Here is a 24,222-nt window from a genome sequence, read left to right as displayed (position 1 = left end):
TGTTGTCGGCATCGCGGCCACAGGGGGGCGCATGGGAGAGGGAAGGATGGCGGAGCCGCTGACGCTGTATTCGTACTGGCGTTCGAGTGCTGCGTACCGGGTGCGGATCGGCCTGAATCTCAAGGGATTGCCGTACGAGATCGCGCCGGTGCACCTGGTGCGCAACGGCGGCGAGCAGCACGGGCAGGAATACGCCGCGGCCAACCCGCAGAAGCTGGTGCCGATGCTGGAGCACGGCCGTCGGCGGCTGCTGCAGTCGCTGGCGATCTTGGAATACCTGGACGAGGTCTGGCCGTCGCCGCCGCTGCTGCCCGCCACCGCGCGCGAGCGCCAGCGGGTGCGCGCGCTGGCGCAGCTGGTCGCCTGCGACATCCATCCGCTCAACAACCTGCGGGTGATCCGTTTCTTCGAGCACGAGTGGAACGTGCCCCAGCCCGAACGCGACGTCTGGATGCGGCACTGGATGACCGAAGGCCTGGCGGCGTTCGAGGCGCTGCTCTCCGACCATCCGTCCACCGACGCGTTCTGCGACGGCCATGCGCCGACCCTGGCCGACTGTTGCCTGGTGCCGCAGGTCTACAACGCGCGCCGGTTCGGCGTGGACCTGGCGCCGTATCCGACCATCCGCCGCATCGAGGCCGCCTGCCTGGCGCTGCCGGCGTTCGAGGCGGCACGCCCCGAGCGCCAGCCCGACGCGCCGAAGGCGTAGTCGCCGGTCATCGCGGGTGCCGTCGCAGGCGCCTCGCCGCGATCGGCCGAGTGGCGGGGACATGCCGTTGCCGGGAAGCCGCGGCCCGGGAGCATCGCGACTTCCGTCGCTCCCACCAAGGACGGTTCTGCCAATGGGTAACCCGAGTGGGGCCGATCCGGCTTGTCGCCAGGGCCCCCGGCCGGCGGCAGCCCGCCCGCGGACCGATCAGGTGTGCTCGTTCTCCGACGCGCTGTCGAAGACGTCGGCATAGGGGTCGTGCTCGCCGGTCCCGCCCTCCGACAGCCGGAACTTCAGCGCCAGGCCGTCGCGCGAGTCGGCCGCCTTGAGCGCCTCCTCCATCTCGATCTTGCCTTCCTTGTAGAGCCGGAACAGGCACTGGTCGAAGCTTTCCATGCCTTCCTCCAGGGTCTCCTCCATCGCCTGCTTGATCTCGTGCACCTGTCCGCGGCGCAGCAGGTCGCGGATCATCGGCGTGTTGATCAGCACCTCGGCCGCGGGCAACCGGCGGCCGTCGACGCCGACCACCAGGCGCTGGCTGACCACGGCCTTGAGGTTCAGCGCCAGGTTCATCAGCACGTTCTTGTGCGCGGATTCGTTGAAGAAGTTGAGGATGCGCTCGATGGTCTGGTCGGCGTTGTTGGAGTGCAGGGTCGCCAGGCACAGGTGGCCGGTCTCGGCGAAGGCGATCGCCGCCTCCATGGTGGTCGCGTCGAGGATCTCGCCGATCAGGATGACGTCCGGCGCCTCGCGCATGGCGTTCTTCAGCGCGTTGTGGAAGTTGTGGGTGTCGAGCCCGACCTCGCGCTGGTTGACGATCGATTTCTTGTGCTTGTGCAGGTACTCGATCGGATCCTCGATGGTGAGGATGTGGCCCGAGGTGTTGCTGTTGCGATAGTCGATCATCGACGCCAGCGTGGTCGACTTGCCCGACCCGGTGGAGCCGACGATCAACACCAGCCCGCGCGGGGCCATGATGATCTGCTTGAGCGCCTGCGGCAGCTGCAGTTCCTCGATGCTGGGGATGACGCTGCGGATGGCGCGGATCACCATGCCGATCTCGCCGCGCTGCTTGAACACGTTGACGCGGAAGCGCCCCGAATCCTGCAGCGACAGTGCCATGTTGAGCTCCAGCTCGCGCTCGAACACCGGCACCTGGCCCTCGTCCATGAGCGAATAGGCGATCTTCTTCACCATGCCGGTGGGCAGCCCGGTGTTTCCGAGCGGGTACAGTCTGCCCTCGACCTTGATGTAGACCGGCGCCCCGGTGGTCAGGAACATGTCCGAGGCGTTTTTTTCCGTCATCAGCTTCAGGAAATAGCCGATGTCCATGAACGAATCCCCTTTCGGCCCCGACCGGTCGTTGCGATCGGGCCGCCTGCTGTCGACAATGGCCGCATGTTCCCCATCGGTGCGGCCGCCAATGCCAGCTAGCATTGCACAGTTGAGAGTATTCCTGCAGGCGTCCGCCCTCGGGATCGTGCTGGCGCTCACAGCTTGCGCCAGCCTGCCGCCGCCCACGGCCGAACTGGCCGCCGCGCAACAGTCGGTCGCCCGCGCGTCCGATGCCGATGCCGACCAGTACGCGCAGGAGGAAATCGCCCAGGCGCGAACCCTGCTCCGGCAGGCGCAGGCGGCGATGGCGGGCGGCCGCGAGCGCGACGCGCGCGATGCGGCGCTGAGCGCTTCGGCGCTCGCCGACCTGGCCCACGCCCGCAGCCGCGAGGCGGTGGCCAATACCGAGCTGGCGCAGCGCCGGGCACAGGTCTCGCGGCTGCGCGAGCAGCTGGGCATGGAGGACTGACATGAAGACCCTCATGAAGACCCTGTCGTCCTGGATGTTGCTGGCCGCCCTGTGCGCTCCCGCTGCCCACGCGGCGGACGATCCGGACGCGCAGCGCCTGCTGCAGCGCCTGCAGGCGCTCGACGCCGATCCGGTGCAGCGCGGGTTCGCCCAATACGAGCGCCTGCAGGCACGGCAGGCCGTGGACGCCTACGCCAACGCCCGCGGCGATCGCGCCCTGCCGCTGCAGGTCGCCGAATGGCGCGTGGAAACCGCCGAGACCGCCGCGCGCACGGAGACGATCCGGCGCGAGATCGGCGAGCTCGATCGCGAGCGCAGCGACCTGCTGGTCGAGGCCAGCCGGCAGGAAGCCGAGCGCGCGCGGCAGGAGGCCGAGCGGCTGCGGGTCCAGGCGCAGATCCAGGCCGAGGAGGCGGCGCGCTTGCGGATGGCGGCGGAGTCCGAATCCAGCGCCCGCCAGGAAGCCGAAATCATGCTCGATGGAGTCGCCAGCGATCAGGCCGCCAAGTTGCGGGCCGCGCGAGCGCGCGAGGCCGAACTCGCCCGCCGCGAGGCGGAGCTGATGCGCGCGGTGGAAGAGGGCGACGACGACTGACCCCGGCGGGCTGTGCGCCCGTCTCGCAGCGGTGAGATCCGGGCGAAGCGCGGGGCTGCCCGCGCCGCTGCCGGCGGCGCCGGACCGCCATAGAGGGGAGGCGGCAGATCGAACCCGTTGGCATTTTTAACGAATAATTTCCATTTGATTCAGCCGGTTAGCGGCAACCGGGCGGAAATCGCGCCCATGGTCTAGGCCGTGGCCGAGATGCGTCTCGCGCATTCAGGAAACGCTCGATGACGCCGCCGCGAGCGCCCGCCGAAGGCGCTTGCCGGTCCCGATCCGGAGGAGTAGGGTCGGACTGGAGGGTGGCGCCCGACCGGTCGCCATCTCTGCCGACAGGCCGACGACGACGATGACCCAGACGCACCGCCCCGAGGAGCACGCCGCCGGAAGCAAGGTCCGCGCGGACGTTCCGCAAGGGCGATTCGCGCAGTCCGTTGTCGGCCGGACCTCAACTCTCCCCTGCGACGCCCCGCGCCTTCGCCGGCCGGGGCGTTTCTCGTTCCTGATCCCCAAGGAGGCTTCCATGTTCGAAGGGCAACCCCAGTCGGAGCTTGATTCGGTCATCCAGACCAACCCGGAGTTCCGGCGCCTGTATCACCATCACCAGGAACTCGACAAGAAAGTGATGGATGCGGAGCTCGGCGTGCTGCCGATCGACGACACCACGCTGGCGCAGATGAAGCGCGAGAAGCTCGCCGCCAAGGACCGCCTCACCCGGATGTACGACACCCTGCACCACTGACGCAGGACACCCCTTCCTTTCGCGGGCGGTGCCGGCCTCCTCGTCGGCCGGCGCCGCCCGCGGGGATGCTGGACGGAGCGATGCGATAATCGCGCCTCCTTCCGACGACGCCCGCGGGCTCCAGCCAGCATGCCGATCCACGATTCCGTTCTCGATCTCATCGCCGACACCCCGGTCGTTCGCGCGCAGCGCCTCGACGCCGGCCCCTGCGAGCTGTACTTCAAGCTGGAAAGCCAGAATCCCGGGGGGTCGATCAAGGACCGCATCGGGCTGTCGATGATCGAGGCCGCGGAGCGGCGCGGCGACATCCGGCCCGGCGACACCCTGGTCGAGGGCACCGCCGGCAACACCGGCATCGGGCTGGCGCTGGTGGCGCAGCGGAAGGGCTACCGCCTGGTGCTGGTGGTCCCGGACAAGATGAGCCGGGAGAAGATCTTCAACCTCAAGGCGATGGGCGCCGAGGTGGTGCTCACGCGCTCCGACGTGGCCAAGGGCCACCCCGAGTACTACCAGGACCTGGCCGAGCGCATCGCCCGCGAGACGCCGGGCGCCTACTTCGTCAACCAGTTCGGCAATCCCGACAATCCCGCCGCGCACGAGCACGGCACTGCGCCGGAGATCCTGCGGCAGATGGCCGAAGCCGGCGGCCTGGACGCGGTGGTGTTCGGCTGCGGCAGCTCCGGCACCATGACCGGGCTGTCGCGGCATTTCGCCGCGCATGCGCCGGAGGTGGAGCTGATCCTGGCCGACCCGGTCGGCTCGATCCTCGCCGAGTACATCAACGAGGGCACCCTGAGCGACAAGTCCGCCAGCTGGATGGTCGAGGGCATCGGCGAGGATTTCCTGCCGGTGATCTCCGATTTCTCGCGGGTGAAGAAGGCCTATGCGATCAGCGACCAGGAGAGCTTCCTGGCCGCGCGCGAACTGCTGCGCAGCGAGGGCATTCTCGGCGGCTCCTCCACCGGCACCCTGCTGGCCGCGGCGCTGAAGTACTGCCGCGAGCAGACCGAACCGAAGAAGGTGCTGGTGTTCGTCTGCGACACCGGCAACAAGTACCTGTCCAAGCTGTACAACGACTACTGGATGCTGGACAACGGTTTCCTCGAGCGCGAACAGCACGGCGACCTGCGCGACCTGATCCTGCGCCCGTACTCGCAGCGCGACACCGTGGTGCTGGCGCCGGGCGACCTGCTGATGACCGCCTACCAGCGCATGAAGCTGTACGAGATCTCGCAGCTGCCGGTGATGGACGGCGAGCACATCGTCGGCATCCTCGACGAGTCCGACGTGCTGCTGCACGTCTACGGCGACGAGGCCCGCTTCCGCGACCCGGTCTCGACCGCGATGGTCAGCAAGCTCGACATCATGGACGTGAAGTCGCCGATCGAGGCGCTGCTGCCGGTGTTCGACCGCGGCCAGGTGGCGATCGTGGTCGACGGCGAGCGATTCCTGGGCCTGATCACCCGGATCGACCTGCTGAACTGGCTGCGGCGGCGGGTGCAGTAGCCTGCGTCCGCCCCCTCGCCGGCGCTATCCTCTGGTGAATGGGCGCGGCGGCGCAATGCCCCTGTGGGAGCGACGGCAGTCGCGACGCCGGTGGCGTCGGGGGCGCATGCAATCGTCCGAAACCCGTATTACCGGCGTCGCGACTGCCGTCGCTCCCACGCCGCCGTCGAACCTGAACACCGCTCCGCGAGGTGATTCCTCAGGGGTCCACAGCGCGCTGCCGGGCATCGAACAACCCGCCCGGTGATAGAATTCGCGCCTTGTTTTCCACTGGATTGCATCTGTATGACGGACGACCGCCGAGCGGCCGACGCCAGCCCGGAACACTGGGGCCTGGGAACCAAGGCCATCCACGCCGGCCAGTCGCCAGACCCCAGTACCGGCGCGGTGATGCCGCCGATCTACGCCACCTCCACCTACGCCCAGTCCAGTCCGGGCGAGCACCAGGGCTTCGAATACTCGCGCAGCCACAACCCGACCCGCTTCGCCTACGAGCGCTGCGTGGCCGGGCTGGAGGGCGGCAGTCGCGGCTACGCCTTCGCCTCCGGCATGGCGGCCACGTCCACGGTCCTGGAGCTGCTGGATTCGGGTAGCCACGTGATCGCCATGGACGACGTCTATGGCGGTACCTACCGCTTGTTCGAGCGGGTGCGCCGGCGTTCGGCCGGGCTGGACTTCAGCTGGGTGGACCTGAGCGACGCGGCCGCGTTCGAGGCGGCGATCCGGCCCGAGACCCGCATGGTCTGGATCGAGACCCCGACCAATCCGCTGCTCAAGCTGGCCGACATCGCGCGGATTGCGGAACTCGCCCGCAAGCGCGGCCTGGTCGTGGTGGTCGACAACACCTTCTGCTCGCCGATCCTGCAGCGCCCGCTGGCGCTGGGCGCGCACCTGGTGCTGCATTCGGCCACCAAGTACCTCAACGGCCACTCCGACGTCGTCGGTGGCATGGTCGTGGCTGGCGACGACGTCGAGCTCGCCGAGCAGCTGGCGTTCCTGCAGAACTCGGTCGGTGCGGTGCAGGGCCCGTTCGACAGCTTCCTGGCGCTGCGCGGCCTGAAGACCCTGCACTTGCGGATGAAGGCGCACTGCGAGAACGCGCAGGCGCTTGCGGAGTTTCTCGAGGCGCACCCCGCGATCGAGAAGGTCGTTTACCCCGGTCTCGTCTCGCACCCGCAGCACGAGCTGGCGAAGCGGCAGATGGACGGCTTCGGCGGCATGGTTTCGATCTGGCTCAAGGGCGGCTACGAGGCCGCGAAGCGTTTCTGCGAACGCACCGAACTGTTCACCCTGGCCGAGTCGCTGGGCGGCGTCGAGAGCCTGGTCAATCATCCGGCGGTGATGACGCATGCGTCGGTGCCGGAGGCGCGGCGAACGCAGCTGGGAATCGATGCGAATTTGGTGCGGCTGAGCGTCGGCATCGAAGACTGGCGCGACCTGAAATCTGATCTCGATGACGCGTCGGCATCCTGAGGGTCGTGTAGATGAGTTCATTCCTTACGCACCTTCGGGACAGCACGCGATTCCCGGAATTCTGGGCGTACTCCAGCTGGCTGGATATCGTCACCAAGTATCGGCGCACACGACTTGGGTTGATCTGGATCGTGGTTCCGGTCGCCGTGTTCGTTGCAGCCATCGGCAGCATCTACTCGCGCATCATGGGGCATGACCCCCATTTCTATATTCCCTATTTAGCAGTGGGATACGTGGTGTGGCGTTTCATGGTGCAATGCACCAACGAATCCGCCTCGATCCTGCGAAGCCATAAGTCGTTCATCATGGACGGGCGGATACGGCTCTCGGATTTCGTGCTGCGTTCGTTGTCCAAAGCGTTCTTCTACTTCGTCTGTTCCCTGGTAGTCATATTTGGCGCATTGGCCTGGTCTCCCGATACCAGTGCAGCGAGCATGTTCACCATGCTCCTCACTTTCCCGCTTATCGTTGCCAATATGCTGTGGTGGTCGACATGCATGGCCTTGGTCGGAGCCAGGCACGCTGACGCAGGGGAGATGATCAATACAGCGCTTCGGTTCGGGATGCTGCTCACGCCCATCTTGTGGGTTGGCGAACGGTTTCCATTCGGCTCGATAGGCTGGTGGGCAGTGCACGCTAATCCAGGCTATCACCTGATCAACGTGGTGCGCGCCCCCCTTCTGGGCCAGGAAGTCGAAGTCGCGTCCTTGGCCTACATCGGAATCATGATGCTCGTTGGCTGGTTGCTGGCCGTCGTCCTCTACAGGCGCTATGCGCGCTTCGTGCCCCTCTGGATTTGAACGGGACTGATCTGCATGACCGCATACATTCGCGCGCGCAACATCGGTCTTGAAGTGCCGTACTACATTCAGCCGGAGAAGCAGGGGCGGTCGTGGTTAGGCACTCTTTTCGGCGCTGCAACCGCTGTTCCGAAGCGTCGGTTCGCCACGCTCCTCGACGAGGTCGCTTTCGATGTTGAGGAGGGCGACCGGGTGGCGCTCATTGGGCGAAACGGGGCGGGGAAGACCACCCTGCTTCGCATCCTGACCGGTGCATTCCAGCCGACTCGTGGGGAGCTTCAGGTTTCGGGTACTCGCCAGGCGCTGTTGAATCTAAGCCTTGGATTCAACCCAGAGGGCACTTTGCACGAGAACATCTACCTGCGTGCGACGGCCATGGGGATTTCCGCATCGAAGGTCCGAGATATGGTGGGTTCGATACTCGAGTTCGCTGAATTGGAGCAAGTCGCGAATCGACGACTGCATACCCTGTCGTCCGGACAGAGGATGCGACTTGGTTTCGCGATATCGACTTCGATTCAGCACGACATCATGCTGCTGGATGAGTGGTTCGGCGCCGGAGACGTGCAATTCGTCAAGAAGGCCCGCGAGCGGCTGTCGAGCCGGATCAACGGCAGCAAGATCGTGGTCGTCGCCAGCCACAATCAGACACTGACGAAGCGCCTGTGCAACAAGGGCCTGGTCCTCGAGCAGGGGCGCATTCTGCATTACGGCCCCTTGGAAGAGGCGATGCGCGAGTACTCGGCTTTTACCGCCCGTCCGGCGTCCAGGCAGCCGAATGCCGTGACGCCGGAACGCAAGAAGGTACGGGCTGGCGCCGGTGCATAAGTGGGATCGCCGACGATCGATCGCGGTCTCTGCAGGCCACGACCCGCGCCGCGATGGCAAACTCTGCTCATGCCGGTCTGGCAATGGCTTTGATCGGCCGCTTCTGGAAGTTGATCCATGAGTTCCAAAAGTGACTGGAAGCCCGCTTCCCCATCTGGGGAGGCCGGCAACGAGACTGGCCGGCAGAGCGCCCTTGACCAAGGCATGGTGGGACATCTCCGGGGGCAACTGCACGCACTGCAGCTAGCGCTGGACGCCGCGATCGGCGAAATCGAAGCGCTGCGCAACAGCACTTCGTGGCGCGTGACCCGCCCCATTCGCATGCTCAAGCGCGCGCTTACCGGTGAAGTGGCGCAGCGCAGCGCGGAATCCTATGCTTCCGGATCTTCGCGTACGTCGCTGGTGCCGCCGGAAATCAGGCGGTTCCATGACTCGCCTCCCGAGGATCGCAATGACGTCTACCAATTGGTGGATGCGGACATGGCGATGGCCCCCATCCTGGCGCTGGCTTCCGCGCGCCAGCTCAGGAGCGATGCAGCGAGGATCGCCTTTCTCGGCAGTGACGAACTGGACGCCGAACTTCGCTTCGACGCGCACGTGCTGCGGGTCGGGGAGGCGGACTGGCGCCAGGCCCTACGGCATGGAGAGTGGGACTATCTGCTTGTGGAGACGGTCTGGCACGCCGGAAGGAGTGGCTGGCGGTCGGCGCTGCTGTGCGACCATCGCGGAACAGACAGCGTTCGCCAGCTGATCGAGCATTGCAGGCGCATCGGGCTTCCAGTGGTCGTCTGGTTCAGGGAAGACGAGGCGAGCTATCGTTGGTTCGCGTGGCTCGGTGAACTCGCTGACCAAGTCTACGCCATCGACGAGGAAGTACTGGCGCATCTGATGCGGGACCACCCGGCCAAGTGCGGCTTGCTTTCACCCTGCATCCAGCCCGTGCTACACAATCCAGTGCGCTCTAGCCTGCTTCAGAGCGCGGGTTCACGGCTCCCGGCCCAAGTACTCTACGACGGGTGGTGGGACGTTGCTGGGGGGAGCGTCGAGCTGTCTCAGCTGCTGTCAATCGCTCCTCATCTTCGCATCTGCGAGAGCGAATGGGAATTTGGGGGGCTGCGGCTTCGCGATCACCAGGCGTCCTTGGACCGCACGATAGGATGCGTGGATCCGATCGCAAAGGGCGCCCTCGACAGGCTTGGGGCACTGGAACTCTTTGCCGATGGAAGTCTACGAGCCGGGTGGCGCAGGCAACAGGCCATGTTGCGGACCGCCGCTTGCGGCAGCGTGGTCGTCGATTGCGGGCAGGACGGCCTCGGCCGCCAGGGAGTCGCGAGGAGCGGAGGTGGGCAGCCCCAGTCGCAGTTCGTCGCGTCGATACTTGGCGATACTCTCGCTAGGATGGAGATCGTTCACCGGATTCGCCGCGAGCTGCTTTCCGGGCACTGTCTCGTCGATCGGCTCGAAACCGTCGCCCGCGACCTGGGCCTGTCTCGAGGCCGAGCGCCATCATGTCCCTCCGTGGCCATGATCTTGGTTACCATGCGACCTCAGCTCCTTGAAGCATGCCTTCAGCGCTTTCGAGCGGAGCTGTATCCGAACCGAGAACTGATCGTAGTGCTCCATGGGCAGCACGATCTGGCCGCGGCCCGTAGCTTGGTGCGCTCGGGAGAGGCGGTCCGCATCTTCTCGATGCCGCGTCTGCATAGCTTGGGCGCATGCCTGAACGCGGCTATTTCGATGACCGATGCGGCCTACTGGACCAAAATGGACGATGACGATCTCTATGGGCCCCACTATCTGTACGACATCATGCTGGCACGGCGCTATGTGGATTTCGACGTGGCTGGGAAGCCCCCGATGTTCGCTTATCTAGAGCGGACCGACGAACTCTTCTGGGATCCGGTGTGGGCCGAGCACGCGCATCTTTGGCATGCTCCGGACGAGTCTTCCAGCGCGCTGGTGGCCGGCGGGACGATCACCGGACGGCGAGAGGTCTTCGAGCAGATTCAGTTTTCCGAACGCCGCCGAGGGGGATCGGATTCGGATTTCATAAGGCGCTGTTACGAGTCGGGTGTCGGGGTGTTGGCGTTGGATGGCTTCAACTTCGTCCGCTACCGCAGCGCTCATGCTGGTTTCCATACATGGGCGATGGATGAGCGCGAGGTACGCGATCGCGCGCAAGCAGTTGGCGCGCGCGCGGACGTGGTGTCTATCGCTTATCAATGAAGGCGACTCAATCATGAAGCTGCTCGGCAAATTCGACCGAATGCCCGCGCTAACCGTCAAGCGCGTCGTCGCCGTCGTGCTTGGTGCACTGGCGCTGGCCGCGGCGCTCGTCGCTGTATACATGCTCGATACGTTCCTGCTGTCGGTTTCGATATTTCTCGTGGCTATCGTGGTGGCCATGGTTGCGGTAGGCACCTACAGGCGCGTTGGTCATCACATGGCGGGCTTTGCGCAGTCCGCCGCAGGGATAGATTGGACGAGGCAGCGGCTGGAACAGATGTCCCACGTGCAGGCGCGGTGCGAAACCATGCTTAAGCAGGCCAGCATCCAAGATCTTAGGCCTCTCGTCCTCAGTGCGTTCCGGGAAATCGCCGAAAACAACGAGTCGGCTGCAACGCGGTCCCAAGACCTTGCCGACCGGCAGCAGCTTCTGTCCCAGCGTGTCGAAAAGCTCGATGCATTGATCCAGGTGGTGGAGATGCGGGTGGCCAATCTGGACAGTGTGCATAAGCAGGTGGAAACCCGCCTGACCGATCGCATCGGCCAGATGCGTTCCGAGCTGGAGCGAGACCATCGCGATGCGCTGGGGAAGCTCGGTAATCTGCAGCGGAGCCTGGAAAGCGAGAGCCTTTCGGTGCGCACTGGGATGAAGGAAGCACTTCACGCCATTTCCAAGGACATGGGGGGGCAGCTGGACAAGCTGCAGGAACTGGGCTCGGGGTCCAGCATCGAGCTCGGCGATCGGATCGGGTCGCTGCATGATGAGTTGGTCAAGCCCGTACGCCATATTGAACAGGAGATTGTCGGCGGACACCTGAGGTTCGCGGTGCTGAACGACTTCAATTCGATGGCTTCGATCGACCGTCGGCTGGAGCTTCGTGCTGCCGCACCGGCGATGAGCGGATGGTCGATCGAACCGATCTCGCTCGCTCAGATGCTCGAGTTCGTGGAGCGGGTAAAGCCAGCATCGGTATTGGAATGCGGGAGCGGCGCGTCGACGGTCCTGCTCGCGTATGCACTCGAGAAAGTGGGCGGCCGGCTGATCGCGCTCGAGCATCTGGAAGAGTACGCCGAGGCGACCCGGCGAGACCTCCAGAGGCATCGTCTGAATCACGTGGCGGAGGTTCGTGCAGCACCACTCGAAGAGTTCGAGCTGTCTGGAGGAGTGTTCCGGTGGTATGCGCGGGCTGCATGGGCCGATCTGCGCGACATCGACCTTCTTCTGGTCGACGGACCGCCAAAGGCGACGGGCAAGATGGCGCGCTATCCAGCTTTGCCGCTGTTGGCCGGGGCTCTGTCCGCGCACGCGACCGTGGTGCTGGACGACATGCACAGACCCGAGGAACGACAGGCGCTGGAGCTGTGGCAGAAGGAGTTCTCCGCGATCGGCGTCGCCGCACCGTGGGGAGAACGGATGCTTCAGATCGAGTGGCGGAATACGGACTGAGGTTCGGACGTTCGCAAACGACACCGAATGGCCGGGATTGCATTGCCGATGAATTTGCCAAAGCTCGAGGATCACCCCGTCGGAGACTATCAGCGTCTGGCTAGAAGGAAGGGACTGTACGCGGAGGCACTTCGCACCTATCTTGAGCTTGTGAACGAGTACCCTGACGATCGGATGCTCGATCGGCTTCTGTTGCGCACATCTTCGCGACGTGGCGTTGAACTGATGGCCTTATGGGCCACGCACGGGCGCATGCGCCTGGCCGACGTCCTGGCGCACGTGGAGCACCGTGGGACGAATCTTCAGACGATGTCCATCCTGGCCGGAGCGGCGGTCGAGCCTGTGAGGCTGCTCAGGCTTGCCAGGGTGTTGGCGCTTCAGGGGCATGCCGCATCGGACACGAGGCAAGCGCTCACCATCATGCGCTGGGTTCATGCCAATGCTGGCGTTGCGGTATTCAACCGCGACCGTGGGCGTCTATACCAAAATCTGGCATTCTCGAGCGAGGAGTACGTTCTTGCCCGGCGACTGACTTCTGAACTCAGACTGAAGCGCCTGGATCTTGCGATCATGCAGGCCGACCTCGCCAACCCGCTCGGCCCTTCTCCATTCGCTGACGCCGACCAGTGGTCCGGGTACTTCGGCTCGCTCTTTCTCACGTCGGATGTGGAGGCTCCCACCCTTGGAGCCGAGACCGATAGCGAACCGTTCGATCGACTGACCTGCACTCCGGCGGGGGATATCGTCGATGGGCCGCTCGTGTCGGTGATTTTGACCACATGGCAGCCGGACATTGGGTTGCGAACGGCTATCAGCTCGCTGTTGTCGCAGTCGTGGCGCAACCTGGAAATCATCGTCGTGGACGATGCTTCCCCTGACAGATTTGCAGCCATGCTTCATGAGGTAGAGGCGCTTGATCCGCGGATTCGTTTGGTCCGCCTGCCGTTAAACGGGGGGACGTATCTCGCGCGGAATGCCGGGCTTCGGCAGGCGCGCGGCGACTTCGTCACGGGGCAGGATTCCGACGACTGGAGTCACCCACGACGTATCGAACTCCAAGCGACCGAGCTGATGAAGAATCAGCGATTGGTGGCGACGACCAGTCATGCGCTGCGGTGCGACCCGTCGCTGATGTTCGGTAGCCCGGGGACGATGCCGCGCCGCGAGAATGCATCTTCTCTGATGTTCCGTCGACAGCCGGTGCTGGATGCCGTGGGCTTCTACGATGCGACGCGAAAAGCTGGCGATACTGAGTTCATGCTTCGCATCCAAGCCGTTTTCGGTGAGCGCAGCCACAAGGTGCTAGAGCAGAACCTCGCGATGATCCGCCTCTCCCGCGGTTCCCTGTCGAACGCCGAGTTCAGGCCGGGGTGGCGGCATCCGGCGCGCTTCGCGTATCGACGCGGCTATGAATACTGGCACTCGACAGTGACTGACGCCAAGCAGCTCAGGATCGGGGAAGGGGAGGATTTCAGGCGTTTTCCGCTGCCTCGTCCCTTCCGGATGAGCACGGGCGCCGGAGAGGTTGCCGACGCCTTTGATGTGGTGTTTGCCGACGACCTGCGGGCGCGCATGGACCGATCACGACTGCGCACCCTTCTGGATGAGGTCAACCTGGCTCTCGATGCGGGGCTTCGCGTGGGCCTGATGCACTTGCGTTCTTTCCGCGACATCAGCATCGAGCCCATTGACGTCTACTGGCCCGCCTTCTCCAGGCTTCTCCAAGAGGAACGTGTCGGGGAAGTGTTGCCCACGGACGATATTCCCGTCGAAACGCTCGTGGTCAGGCATCCGGATGCGGCTATGTTCCTCGAGCCCCGCGGCTTTGCACTCCGGCCGCGTAAGGTTGTGGTCATCGCGGAGGATGCCGTGCGCCAGCCGGATCGGCGTGTCTGGTTCGATCCAGTTGCCTGTCAGCGCAACCTGCGCGACGCCTTCGGCGCGCAGGTGCAGTGGCGCGCCGACGACGAAGTAGGCTCGGAGCTTCGGGACAGCCTTCCGGCCGACAGCCGATTCGGGCCGGGCTATCCGGTTCTCGTGCATGCTCGTAGTTGGCGCGCACCGCAGCGCGCCTTCGAGGGCAGGCGTCCGATAATCGGTCGCATTCTGCTGGGCGCCCGGTCGGCCGATCTTCCGTGCACGGTCGAAGCCCTGTTGGCTGCCTATCCCAACAGCGGCCGGACTCCGGTCCGGTTTCTCGGCGGTGAAGCCCTCTGCCGCAAAGTGCTGGGGAATCGTCCGGCGCCGGCCAGCTGGACCTTCGTTCCGGAGGATACCGACCCTGAAGTATTCCTCAGCGGTTGCGACTTTTATGTCCATTTCAACATGGACGGGCGTAAGCTGACCCCACCCCGGTTGGCCCTGCAGGCTTTGGCCAGTGGGTGTGTGCTGGTTGCTTCGAAAGAACACACCAAGTTTTATGGCGGGGCCGTGATTGGTTGCGATGCCGGGGATGTGTTCGAGGTCGTTTCGACCTTGTCGGCCAACCCCCAGAAGCTGGCCGATTTTCCGACCGCAGCGCGGACGTTCGTTCAGGCTGCCTGTTCAGTAGGTCTTTTTGGTGCAACTTCCAAGGATCATTGCAAGCCGGCTACGGCGGAAACCGTCTCGAACACCGATATCGGTAGTATCGATCCGCCATATGTCGCAGTGACCCGAGATTACGTAAGGCGCGCGCTCAGGACAGTGGATGCAGAGCGCCTAGATGCCACGATCCTTCGAACAGGATCGATCGATGGCCGTGAATTGATGGCGTGGGTAACGTCGTCCGGTCGAACGAGCTTCCAGAACATAGCCCGTGCTTGTGAATCCTATCGGGCGCCCGCCCGACGTGCTGAAGCTCTCGGGACATTCGCCATCTTGAACGCCACTTGGGGGATCCGGCTTGCGCGGATTCTCATCGCGCAGAACCTATTGCCTGATGATCGAATGAACGGCCTTTCGTTGATGGAGGCGATTGTGGGTCTGCATGGACATTCAGCGATCCCGCGCAAGTATGGCCGATTCTTCATTGACACAGCGATTGTGCTCGGGCGTGCGGGGCTTGCATGCTATTTGGCTCGAGGCGTTCCCATGGCCGAAAAGGACAAGCGCGAAGTGCTGATCGATCTCGCGCATCCAGCCATCTCGGCAGGATCGGAGAAGGAGTGGCTGTGTCAGATCAATGGCCTTTTCGCGCCTTGGGAGCTGGAACGGATGCAATTGAGAGGGGACGTCGACCCTGGCTGCGCGTTATTTGATCGAGTCGAGTTCGATCCTTCCATGGCTGGCACGGTATCGGGACCGCTAGTGACCGTTGTAGTGTCCGCCTGGAAGCCGACGCAAACACTTCTCTCGTCGGTTCGTTCCATCCTTTCGCAGACTTGGCGGCACCTCGAGGTGATCGTCATAAACGATGCTTCGCCAGATGAGTACTCCGATATTCTGGCGCGCTGCGCTTCATTGGATTCGCGCGTTCGGATAATAAATCATCCGGTCAACAAGGGGACGTATGCCGCGCGAAACACAGCCTTGATCGAGGCCGCGGGCGAGTTCGTTACCTTCCAAGATGCCGACGATTACAGCCATCCACGACGTATCGAGCTGCAGGTCAAGCCGATGATCGAGGACCCGAAAGTGAAAGCGACAAGGAGCGCCAGCGTTAGAGTGTCGCCTGAAATGATCCTCGCCAATCCCGGAAGCCCCGCAATCCAATCCAATGCCTCGTCGCTCATGTTTCGGCGAGAGGAGGTGGTTGAAAAAATTGGTTTCTTCGATACCGTCAGAAAGGCCGCCGACACTGAATACGCTCTCAGGATTGCGGCGTCTTTCAATTATCCGATTGTTGAGCTGAACCCCAAGATGCCGTTGGCACTGGTGCGGATTGAGGCTGGCTCGTTATCGCGCTCTGAATTCAAGCCGGGATGGCGGCATGAGGCTCGTACTGCTTATCGTGAAGCCTACGACGTCTGGCATGAGGAGATTCGCTCCGGCAAGGCCTCCCCATACCGCTCTGTAGAAGAGCACCCAAGGTCATTCCCGGCTCCTCGCAGATTTTGGATCACGCCTCCCACATCGCCGCCAACCTATGACGTGGTATTCATTGGAGATTGGCGCCAGTATGGAGGTCCGCAAAAATCCATGATCGAAGAGATCAGGGCGCTGCACGCGCGAGGCTTTCGCTTGGCGGTATCCCACATGGAGGCGTTCCGTTTCATGACCACCAGTAGGTTGCCACTCTGTCCAGCGGTGCGGTCACTGATCAATGAGGGGGTGGTTGAGCAGGTGCTGGCAGATGAAGACGTTTCCGTTAGGCTCGCTATTCTTCGATATCCGCCTATCCTGCAATTCTCTACTTCGCCGCCACTTCGGTGGACGATCGACCGTTCTTTGATCGTTGCAAATCAAGCGCCGAGCGAACTGGATGGCTCCGATGTCCGATATAATGTCTTCGATTGCCTTCGCAACGCCAGGGCGATGTTTGGACACGATCCCGTTTGGGTTCCGCAAGGTCCTCAGGTACGAGGCGCTTTGGCACCTCTGATTCCGCTGCACATGATGGATGGCCGGGACATGCCAGGTATTCTGAAGATGGAGGAATGGCGCGTAAAGGATAGAAGGCTGCATGGTACACGTCCTGTGATTGGACGCTATTCAAGGGACAACCGTCTGAAGTTCCCTGGCGGGCGTGACCAGTTACTTGAAGCGTATCCCGCAGACTCCGATATCGACGTGCGTATCATGGGTGGTTTGAGCGCCTGTCCGGAGATACTTGGAAAAGCTCCGATTCCTGGAAACTGGACGCTCACACCATACGGGGCTATGGATGTCAAAGCGTTTCTGGCGTCGATCGATTTCTTCGTCTATTTCGATAGCGACGAGATCGTCGAGGCGTTTGGACGCTCGGTTCTGGAGGCGATCAGCAGTGGATGCGTCGTGATCCTCCCGGAAAAGTTCCTTCCCGTATTCGGGGAGGGCGCTCTCTACTGCCAGCCTCGCGAGGTCGCGTCGCTGGTCAGGTCGATCCATGCGGACCCGGCTCGCTATCAGGTGTTGAGCGAGCGGGGCATGGACTATGTCCATCGCCAGTTCAGCCACGAATCGTACGTCGCCCGTATCAACGGATTATTGGGGGCAGCATGACCGAGACTGCCGCCGACTCCGCCACACCCGCGCGTGGCCCCTTGCGTGCCGAGGCTTCCGGTCTTGCGGGCACAGGTTTCAGGCCAGAGATTCAAGGCCTTCGCGCGATCGCTGTGCTCATTGTGCTCGTGTACCACATTTGGCCGCAGCTGCTTCCGGGCGGGTACGTTGGCGTGGATGTCTTCTTCGTCATTTCCGGCTATCTGATTACCGGGATCCTGTTCAAGGATTTCCAGACGACCGGACGCATTGCGGTTCGCGAATTCTATGCTCGCCGCATTCGCCGGTTGCTGCCCGCTGCGGCACTGGTGCTGGTGGTGGTCGCATTCCTGATGCCGCTGCTGCCACAGACCCGATGGGAGGGCGCGGCTACCGGGATCATTGCCAGCACGCTTTACGTCCAGAACTGGTGGTTGGCGAGCCAAGCTGTGGACTATCTCGCCGCCGAGGCGGCATCCAGCCCGGTCATGCATTTCTGGTCGCTCTCGGTGGAGGAGCAGTACTACATCGTCTGGCCATTGCTACTGCTGATGATGGGTCTGTTGCCAGCCGTCTGGCGCTCGCGTCCGGCCCGGCTGTTCACTGGGTTGGTCGCGGTCGTGACTGCATTGTCGTTGCTGTACTCGGTATGGCTGACCTCGAACGACCCCGGAATGGCTTATTTTTCGACCGTAACGCGCGCCTGGGAGCTGGGCGTCGGCGGTCTGCTGGCTGTCACCACGCGCTGGCGTCGGCTGGATCAGCGGGCGCGCGATGTGCTCGGCATTGTAGGCGTCGCGATGATCGGATGTGCCGCCTTTGCATATAGCTCTGCGACGCATTTCCCTGGCTATGCGGCCGCCCTACCGGTTGCGGGTGCCGCGCTGGTACTCATGGCGCGTGACTCGGTGCGCCGCGTCAGCGCTTACAGCCTGCTGCGCACCGGGCCGTTTCAGTATTTCGGCGATATTTCTTATTCACTGTACCTGTGGCACTGGCCCGTTATCGTCGTATACCAAGAGATCTCCGGCCGAGAACCGGGCCTGGTGGATGGCATCGCCATCTTCGCTGTCTCCTGCGCGCTGGCGCATCAAACCAAGATGCTTGTGGAGGATCACTTCCGGCATCGCCCGAAGGATGCCAACAGGTATTCGATCAAACCGTTCGGCCTAGCAGCCGTTTGCATCGTTGTCAGTCTTATTGCCGGGTGGTCGGCGCCCCGAGTCTGGAGTTCCACCGAGAGCGTCGCGACGGCGTCGGATGCTGCCGCGCAGCCGAACGACCCAGTTGCAGTTGCCAATCCTGGCGCCGCGACCCTGGTCGCAGGTGTGTCTCCTGCCGCAGGACCTCTTCTGCCGGCTCCGGAATTTGCCCGGGATGACTTGGCGCAGCCATACCTCCAGCGATGTATGAGTCGTGGCAGCAGCAAGGCGCTCAAGGTCTGTGAATATGGTGATGCGGAAGGTGGAATACAGGTCGCGCTGGTAGGCGATACGTATGCAGTCCAGTGGCAACCCGCCTTGACCGAGGTGGCAAGGGTGAACAAGTGGGGCCTCAAGGTGATGGCCAAGACCGGGTGTGCATTGGGCGACGTGGATCCGGCGGATCAGGAAGGGAAGCTCTTCTCAAGCTGCGTTGTGTGGCGGGACGGCATGACGCGTCGCTTGATCGAGATCAAGCCTGATTTGGTGCTGGTGGCCCAATCCCCTTCGTCCAAAGTGCTGGAAAAAAGCGGCGGTGAGACTAGGGCGAAGGCACTCGCTGCTGGGCTGGAAACTTTCTACAGGAAGCTCGATGATGCGGGAATCCCCGTCGCCTTTATCAGAAGTACTCCCACCATCGGTGGCGAGTGCAAGGATGCGACGCGAATCGAATCCTGCAGCCGAGTTCGCGATCGCGCTCTCCCGCGGCATGATCCCATGATCTATGCGGCTCGCACGATCGGCGAGGTCCCTCTGGTCGACTTGACGGACGCGATATGCACGCCGAAACAGTGCGATGCAGTGGTTGGCAACGTGGTGGTTTACCGCGGCTCTGCGCACCTCACCGCAACCTACGCGCAAACGCTCGCGCCTGCCTTTGCAACGCAGCTGGACGCTTTAGGGGTTGTTGGCAAGGTGAATTCGCCGAAGCTGGAATTTATTCCCGCGCCAACTGACCTCCCGCAAAGAGCGATGGCAGCCAGGCGCGACAATCCAGATCTGTATGCAGATGGCTGCCATGTAAACCAAAGGGATGTGGAGCCGTCCTACTGCGTGTACGGCGACAAGGATTCCGAAATCCGCATCGTGTTGGCGGGCGATTCGCATGCCGGGCAATGGCTGCCGGCGCTGCAGGAGATCGCAGACAGCAAGGGCTGGGCGCTTTATAGTTTCACGAAGTCAGCCTGCGCGTTCTCTGAAGCCGTCGTTCAGGTCGGCGGGCGCGAGTATTCATCGTGCACGGAGTGGAATGGAAATCTCATGTTAAAGCTCGCCGAACTTCGACCGGCTGTCGTTGTTACCAGCCAGTCGCGGGGGCACCGTGCTTTCGGAACGAGCAACACCGCGGAGAGCCAGGCGGCGTTGGCCCAAGGGCTTCATCAGCGTTGGCGAGAGTTGGAGTCGGAGGGAATGGAAGTGATAGTCATCGCCGATACGCCTTGGATGAAGAAGGATGTCCCGGATTGCCTGAGCTCTCCCCGCTATCAGCCAGGGGCGTGCAACACGCCGCTCGAAAACGCAACATCGAGCCCGGATTCAGTCTTGGCGGCCGTTATGGCGGCGCCGGAGATCCAGCTCATTAACCTCAATGAGAAGATCTGTCGGGAGGGCGATTGCCCGGCCATGGTCGGCGACCGGGTCATCTGGCGCGACAAGCACCATCTGGCCGCCGGCTTTGTTCGAACTCTGGCGCCGGAGCTTCAGCCAGCAATCGAGTCGGCTCTGCGAGAGCAGTAACGGCGCCTCTTGTCTTTCATCGTCATTTTGGGACCTATAAATGGAACTTGCGAACGCTCGCCTCGCAATCGTTGGCCTCGGATACGTCGGTCTGCCGTTGGCTGTAGCCTTCGGCCGCAAAATGCCTGTCGTCGGATTCGATATCAACGTCACACGCATCAATGAACTAACCAAGGGCGTGGATCGGACGCTGGAAGTGTCGGGTGAAGACCTGAAGAAGGCCGACGGGCTGCACTACACCGACCAGCTCGAGAGCTTGCACCAGTGCAACGTCTTCATCATCACGGTGCCCACGCCCATCGATGCGGCGCGCCGACCCGACTTCGACCCGCTGCTCAAGTCCAGCGCGGCCATCGGCAGCGTGCTGAAGAAGGGCGATGTCGTGATCTATGAATCCACGGTGTATCCGGGGGTCACCGAGGAAGTCTGCGTGCCGGTACTCGAGCGGGCATCGGGATTGAAGTTCAATGCGGACTTCTTCTGCGGCTACAGCCCTGAGCGCATCAATCCTGGCGACAAGGAGCGCACGGTTACCAAGATCGTCAAGGTGACGTCCGGTTCGACGCCCGAGGTGGCAGAGTTCGTGGATCAGCTCTACAGGGCGGTGATCACCGCGGGTACCCACAAGGCCAGCTCAATCCGGGTGGCCGAGGCGGCCAAGGTGATCGAGAACACGCAGCGCGACGTGAATATCGCACTGATGAATGAGCTGGCGAGAATCTTCCACCGCATCGGCATCGACACTCATGAGGTGCTTGCGGCGGCGGGCACAAAATGGAACTTCATGAAGTTCGTGCCCGGTCTGGTTGGTGGCCATTGCATAGGCGTGGATCCGTACTATCTGGCCCACAAGGCGACGATGCTGGGCTATAACCCCGAGCTGATACTGGCGGCACGCCGGATCAACGACGAGATGGGCCCGCATGTGGCGAACCGGGTACTGCGCCTGATGGCTAAAGCGGGCGTGAACGTCGTGGGAGGGCGCATTCTGGTCCTCGGACTGGCATTCAAGGAGAATTGCCCAGACGTGCGCAACACCAAGATTGTGGACGTGCTGCAGGACTTGGCCGACACCAACGCGCGGATCGAGGTTTACGACCCATGGGTCGATCCGGACGAGGCACGCCACGAATACGGCATAGAGTTGTCCGCGGCGCCGGAGCCGGCCCTGTACGATGCGGTGCTTCTGGCGGTGGCGCACAAGCAGTTCGTCGGGCCGGAGGCCACGCTCGATATCCATTCACTGTTGAAGCCCAAGGGCATCGTGTTTGACGTCAAAGGTTGCCTGCCTACCGACGGCCGAACATTCCGCCTGTAGGTCCTTCCCCATACAAGCGTTGAGGTGATCGTAATGCGGTATCGATTGTTGTCTGCCGCCCTTTGCTTTGCTCTGGCTGCCTGCGGTAACCAGGATCCTGGAGCTCCCGCAGAGGTGGCCGAGCAGGTCGAGCTTGTCGGCGAGGCCGGGTCCGAGGCGGTGGCCATGCAGGAGGCGGATGTTGTTTTCGACGGGAATGCCGTCGCTTTCCCGTTCGCCAGCGTCCAACGCTACGATCGAATCAGGAAGACCAGCAAGTCCAATCGCAACCAGCGGCAGGTGTATTACGAGGTGATGGGCGGCGATGTGTCCGCTGTCGTCGAACAGGTCCGCCAGGCACTGGTGGAAGCCGGTTACAGCGAGGCATGGGAGCGAGAGGAATATGGGGGAATCAGGCTGAAATTTACCAGGCAAGGGACACAGCCGGTGGCCGCCCTCGTGCGTGACGGCGAGAGCGGGCCGAAGCTGCGAGAAGAGAACGCCACCGCCTCGGTCTACTTCACGGTGATCGATTCATCCGTTGCACACTAGCGGCTGACGACCCCGGACTCGGCCACGAGAGTGGGCGTCCGGTCATCACGGAGCTTACGTGACCACATCCGTACAGGTCGAACCATACCGGTTCGGATTCCTCGTCGTCCCAGCCGGAAGCGAACCGGCTGACGTCGTTCCGGCGCATTGGAATCGCCATCTCTTCGATGGCGTGGTTGCGTTCTCTCATCCGGATGTTCCGGCCCGGAAGTACGAAGGAGCATGTGGCAGTGCCTGGATCCTGGGAGACATCCATCTGTCTCGTGGCGGAGAAAGCGTGGACGACTTGCTTGAGCGCGTGCTCGGCGGGCGGCTGGAAGCATTGGACGGGCTGTCCGGCCGCTTCGTCGTTCTGGCGAGCCATAGCAACGGAGAGTGCCGGCTCTACCATGATCCGTTCGGCTCGCGTTCGGTCTACTATCGTGCGGACGGGCGCATTGGCGCTGGTTCGCACCCAGCTCTGGTTGCCGCCGCCTTCGGAGACGCGATCGATCCGGACGCAGTTGCGTTCCGCGACAGTCCCGAGTACAGGCAGCGCGGGACCAGTTATCTGCCTGGCGATCGATCGATGTACCGCGATATCGTCGCGCTGGTGCCCAATCACTACCTCGATCTGCGCCGTTGCCGGAGTGTCCGCTACTGGCCGCGGGAGGGCGTGGGCGCTACCGAGCTGGCAGCATTCTTCGGCATGTGCGACGAGTACTTCAGCCATCTGGCCGGGTTTCTCCGTGAACGGTACCGCACTGTGCTGGGCCTTACGGGCGGGGTGGACAGTCGCGCTTTGATTGCGGGGCTTCGCGCTTGCGGCGTGGACGGCCGGTTTCTCACATGGGGAGGCGGGAGGCTTCCTTCCGAGGAGCGGCCGGCCGTGGAAAGAATGATCGACCACCTCAAGGCGCCGCATGCGTTCGTCGACGTCGGCCGCGGCACCGCTTGGGGAAGGGACCCCGCATTGAGGGCCGCCACGGACGCAGCCACCGGATACTCCAGGGGGCCGTCGGCACTGACGGCCAACATGTCCGCGGTCGTCGGTTCCGGAGACGTGTTTCTGCGGGGCTATGGAGGGGAGATCCTGCGCGGCTTCTACAACCGCCACAATCTCGAGCTACCCGAGCGGACACCGGAGGCCCTAGCCCGGCTATACCTCACCCGGCGGGTGCCCAACCCGTCGAGGTCGTTCCATCGCTTCGTGATCCGGAGCTTCGAACTCTACATCGAAAGGACAGAGTTTGAGGTCGACTTCCACGATGTCGACGCGCTGGATGTCTTCTATTGGGAGCAACGGATGGGCGTTTGGGGTGCGACGATGCTCTGCGAGATGGATCCTGTTGTCCGCTCGATGGCAGGTTTCAACAGCCGGGCCCTGTTTGCCGCAGCCTTCGGCCTGCAGCGCAAGGAAAGGATTGGTTCGGAGCTGCTGCTGGGCTTGACGCGGCGCTACGATCCGACTCTCGCCGATATCGGCTCCGTTTCATGAGTGCTTCACCATGAGGGTCGAACTGCTTGGTCCCTCGGGCGTGGGGAAGACAACCGTCCTCCAGAGCTTGAAGCCGGTACTCGCAACTCGGCCAGACATGGAATGGTTGGGGCCGGCGTCACTCGATAAAATTGCGGCAGAAAATCTATGTTGTTTCTCCGCAAAGGAGAGAATGAGGCTGGCTCTGGATGAGTTCGTCCCTAGGGCGTTCATCGATACGTGCTTTCGCATCGTGACAGCCTCCAGTATGCTCCCTTCGCAAAAGGTCGCCGCGCTGACGATCCTCCGGAAGTCATGTGAGGCTAGTTTTGCGCTCAGAAGCATGGACTCCGACACGCTCTGCATCCACGATGAACTTCTGCTGCATCGGTCGATAAGCCTCTTGCCGCTTTCGGCCGACCTGGCCCGGGATGCAAGCGAGTACTTCCACCTGGTCCCAGTGCCCGACATTGCTTGCATCGTGCGTGCCGACGTCGAAACCATCGTCCAGCGGGCGTTATTGCGCGAGCACTTGCCGAATTGTTACTTCGGACAAGACGAGGGCAGGATGCGTCAGGTGATAGGCGCATCCTTGAAAGTGTGCGATGCCGCAGCAACGGTATTGAGCAGTCGCGGGGTACGCGTCATCGAGATCGATACGAGCGCCCATCCAGGGCAGGTTTCGCAACAGTTCGCTTCGCAGCTAGGAGTTATTTGAGATGGCGTCCCCGGATAATGGCTT

Annotated in this window: 17 protein-coding genes; 16 read left to right on the top strand and 1 reads right to left on the bottom strand. The window is 62.9% G+C overall.

Annotated elements, in window-relative coordinates; translation table 11 throughout:
- The first annotated feature begins 46 nt into the window (after window positions 1–46).
- Window positions 47–709, top strand: coding sequence for a maleylacetoacetate isomerase (maiA, locus tag U3649_RS18155; RefSeq protein WP_407352691.1), 663 nt, complete (start codon window positions 47–49; stop codon window positions 707–709).
- A 207-nt stretch (window positions 710–916) separates the two neighbouring features.
- Here maiA and U3649_RS18150 read toward each other — a convergent pair whose 3' ends face one another.
- The gene (locus U3649_RS18150) at window positions 917–2,041 is read right to left on the bottom strand and encodes a PilT/PilU family type 4a pilus ATPase (RefSeq protein ID WP_407352690.1); all 1,125 of its coding nucleotides are present in this window, start codon (window positions 2,039–2,041) and stop codon (window positions 917–919) included.
- Between the two features lie 112 nt (window positions 2,042–2,153).
- Between U3649_RS18150 and U3649_RS18145 the strand changes: the two genes are divergently transcribed.
- From U3649_RS18145 to U3649_RS18075, 15 genes are all read left to right on the top strand, one after another.
- Window positions 2,154–2,513, top strand: a complete 360-nt coding sequence (locus U3649_RS18145; protein WP_407352689.1) for a DUF4398 domain-containing protein — start codon at window positions 2,154–2,156, stop codon at window positions 2,511–2,513.
- 1 nt (window position 2,514) lies between these two features.
- Window positions 2,515–3,108: a hypothetical protein gene (locus U3649_RS18140; protein ID WP_407352688.1), complete on the top strand. Its 594-nt coding sequence runs from the start codon at window positions 2,515–2,517 to the stop codon at window positions 3,106–3,108.
- Window positions 3,109–3,637: 529 nt separating this feature from the next.
- Window positions 3,638–3,856 carry a YdcH family protein gene (locus U3649_RS18135; protein WP_407354655.1) on the top strand — a complete coding sequence of 73 codons (219 nt, stop codon included), beginning with the start codon at window positions 3,638–3,640 and terminating at the stop codon, window positions 3,854–3,856.
- A 129-nt stretch (window positions 3,857–3,985) separates the two neighbouring features.
- Window positions 3,986–5,362, top strand: coding sequence for a pyridoxal-phosphate dependent enzyme (locus U3649_RS18130; RefSeq protein WP_407352687.1), 1,377 nt, complete (start codon window positions 3,986–3,988; stop codon window positions 5,360–5,362).
- A gap of 285 nt (window positions 5,363–5,647) precedes the next feature.
- On the top strand, window positions 5,648–6,835 hold the full coding sequence (locus U3649_RS18125; RefSeq protein WP_407352686.1) for a cystathionine gamma-synthase: 1,188 nt from the start codon (window positions 5,648–5,650) through the stop codon (window positions 6,833–6,835).
- A gap of 11 nt (window positions 6,836–6,846) precedes the next feature.
- Window positions 6,847–7,635, top strand: coding sequence for an ABC transporter permease (locus U3649_RS18120; RefSeq protein ID WP_407352685.1), 789 nt, complete (start codon window positions 6,847–6,849; stop codon window positions 7,633–7,635).
- Window positions 7,636–7,650: 15 nt separating this feature from the next.
- A complete protein-coding gene (locus U3649_RS18115) occupies window positions 7,651–8,463 on the top strand; it encodes an ABC transporter ATP-binding protein (RefSeq protein ID WP_407352684.1) in 813 nt (270 codons plus the stop codon).
- Window positions 8,464–8,580: 117 nt separating this feature from the next.
- Window positions 8,581–10,689, top strand: a complete 2,109-nt coding sequence (locus U3649_RS18110; RefSeq protein ID WP_407352683.1) for a glycosyltransferase family 2 protein — start codon at window positions 8,581–8,583, stop codon at window positions 10,687–10,689.
- Window positions 10,690–10,702: 13 nt separating this feature from the next.
- Window positions 10,703–12,136, top strand: coding sequence for a class I SAM-dependent methyltransferase (locus U3649_RS18105; RefSeq protein WP_407352682.1), 1,434 nt, complete (start codon window positions 10,703–10,705; stop codon window positions 12,134–12,136).
- Window positions 12,137–12,163: 27 nt separating this feature from the next.
- Complete coding sequence (locus U3649_RS18100; protein ID WP_407352681.1) at window positions 12,164–17,257, top strand: glycosyltransferase; 5,094 nt, start codon at window positions 12,164–12,166, stop codon at window positions 17,255–17,257.
- Window positions 17,254–20,175, top strand: a complete 2,922-nt coding sequence (locus tag U3649_RS18095) for an acyltransferase family protein (protein WP_407352680.1) — start codon at window positions 17,254–17,256, stop codon at window positions 20,173–20,175. Before U3649_RS18100 ends, U3649_RS18095 begins: the two co-directional genes overlap by 4 nt.
- Before the next feature lie 40 nt (window positions 20,176–20,215).
- Window positions 20,216–21,493, top strand: coding sequence for a nucleotide sugar dehydrogenase (locus U3649_RS18090; RefSeq protein WP_407352679.1), 1,278 nt, complete (start codon window positions 20,216–20,218; stop codon window positions 21,491–21,493).
- A 114-nt stretch (window positions 21,494–21,607) separates the two neighbouring features.
- Window positions 21,608–22,024 carry a hypothetical protein gene (locus tag U3649_RS18085; protein WP_407352678.1) on the top strand — a complete coding sequence of 139 codons (417 nt, stop codon included), beginning with the start codon at window positions 21,608–21,610 and terminating at the stop codon, window positions 22,022–22,024.
- A gap of 58 nt (window positions 22,025–22,082) precedes the next feature.
- The gene (locus tag U3649_RS18080; protein WP_407352677.1) at window positions 22,083–23,501 is read left to right on the top strand and encodes a hypothetical protein; all 1,419 of its coding nucleotides are present in this window, start codon (window positions 22,083–22,085) and stop codon (window positions 23,499–23,501) included.
- Between the two features lie 10 nt (window positions 23,502–23,511).
- Window positions 23,512–24,198, top strand: a complete 687-nt coding sequence (locus tag U3649_RS18075) for a hypothetical protein (protein WP_407352676.1) — start codon at window positions 23,512–23,514, stop codon at window positions 24,196–24,198.
- Window positions 24,199–24,222 lie beyond the last annotated feature (24 nt).

The organism is Luteimonas sp. R10 (assembly GCF_045689605.1).
Taxonomy (GTDB): domain Bacteria; phylum Pseudomonadota; class Gammaproteobacteria; order Xanthomonadales; family Xanthomonadaceae; genus Luteimonas.
The sequence above is the reverse complement of the archived record's forward strand: the minus strand, read 5'-3'. Positions and strand labels throughout refer to the sequence as shown.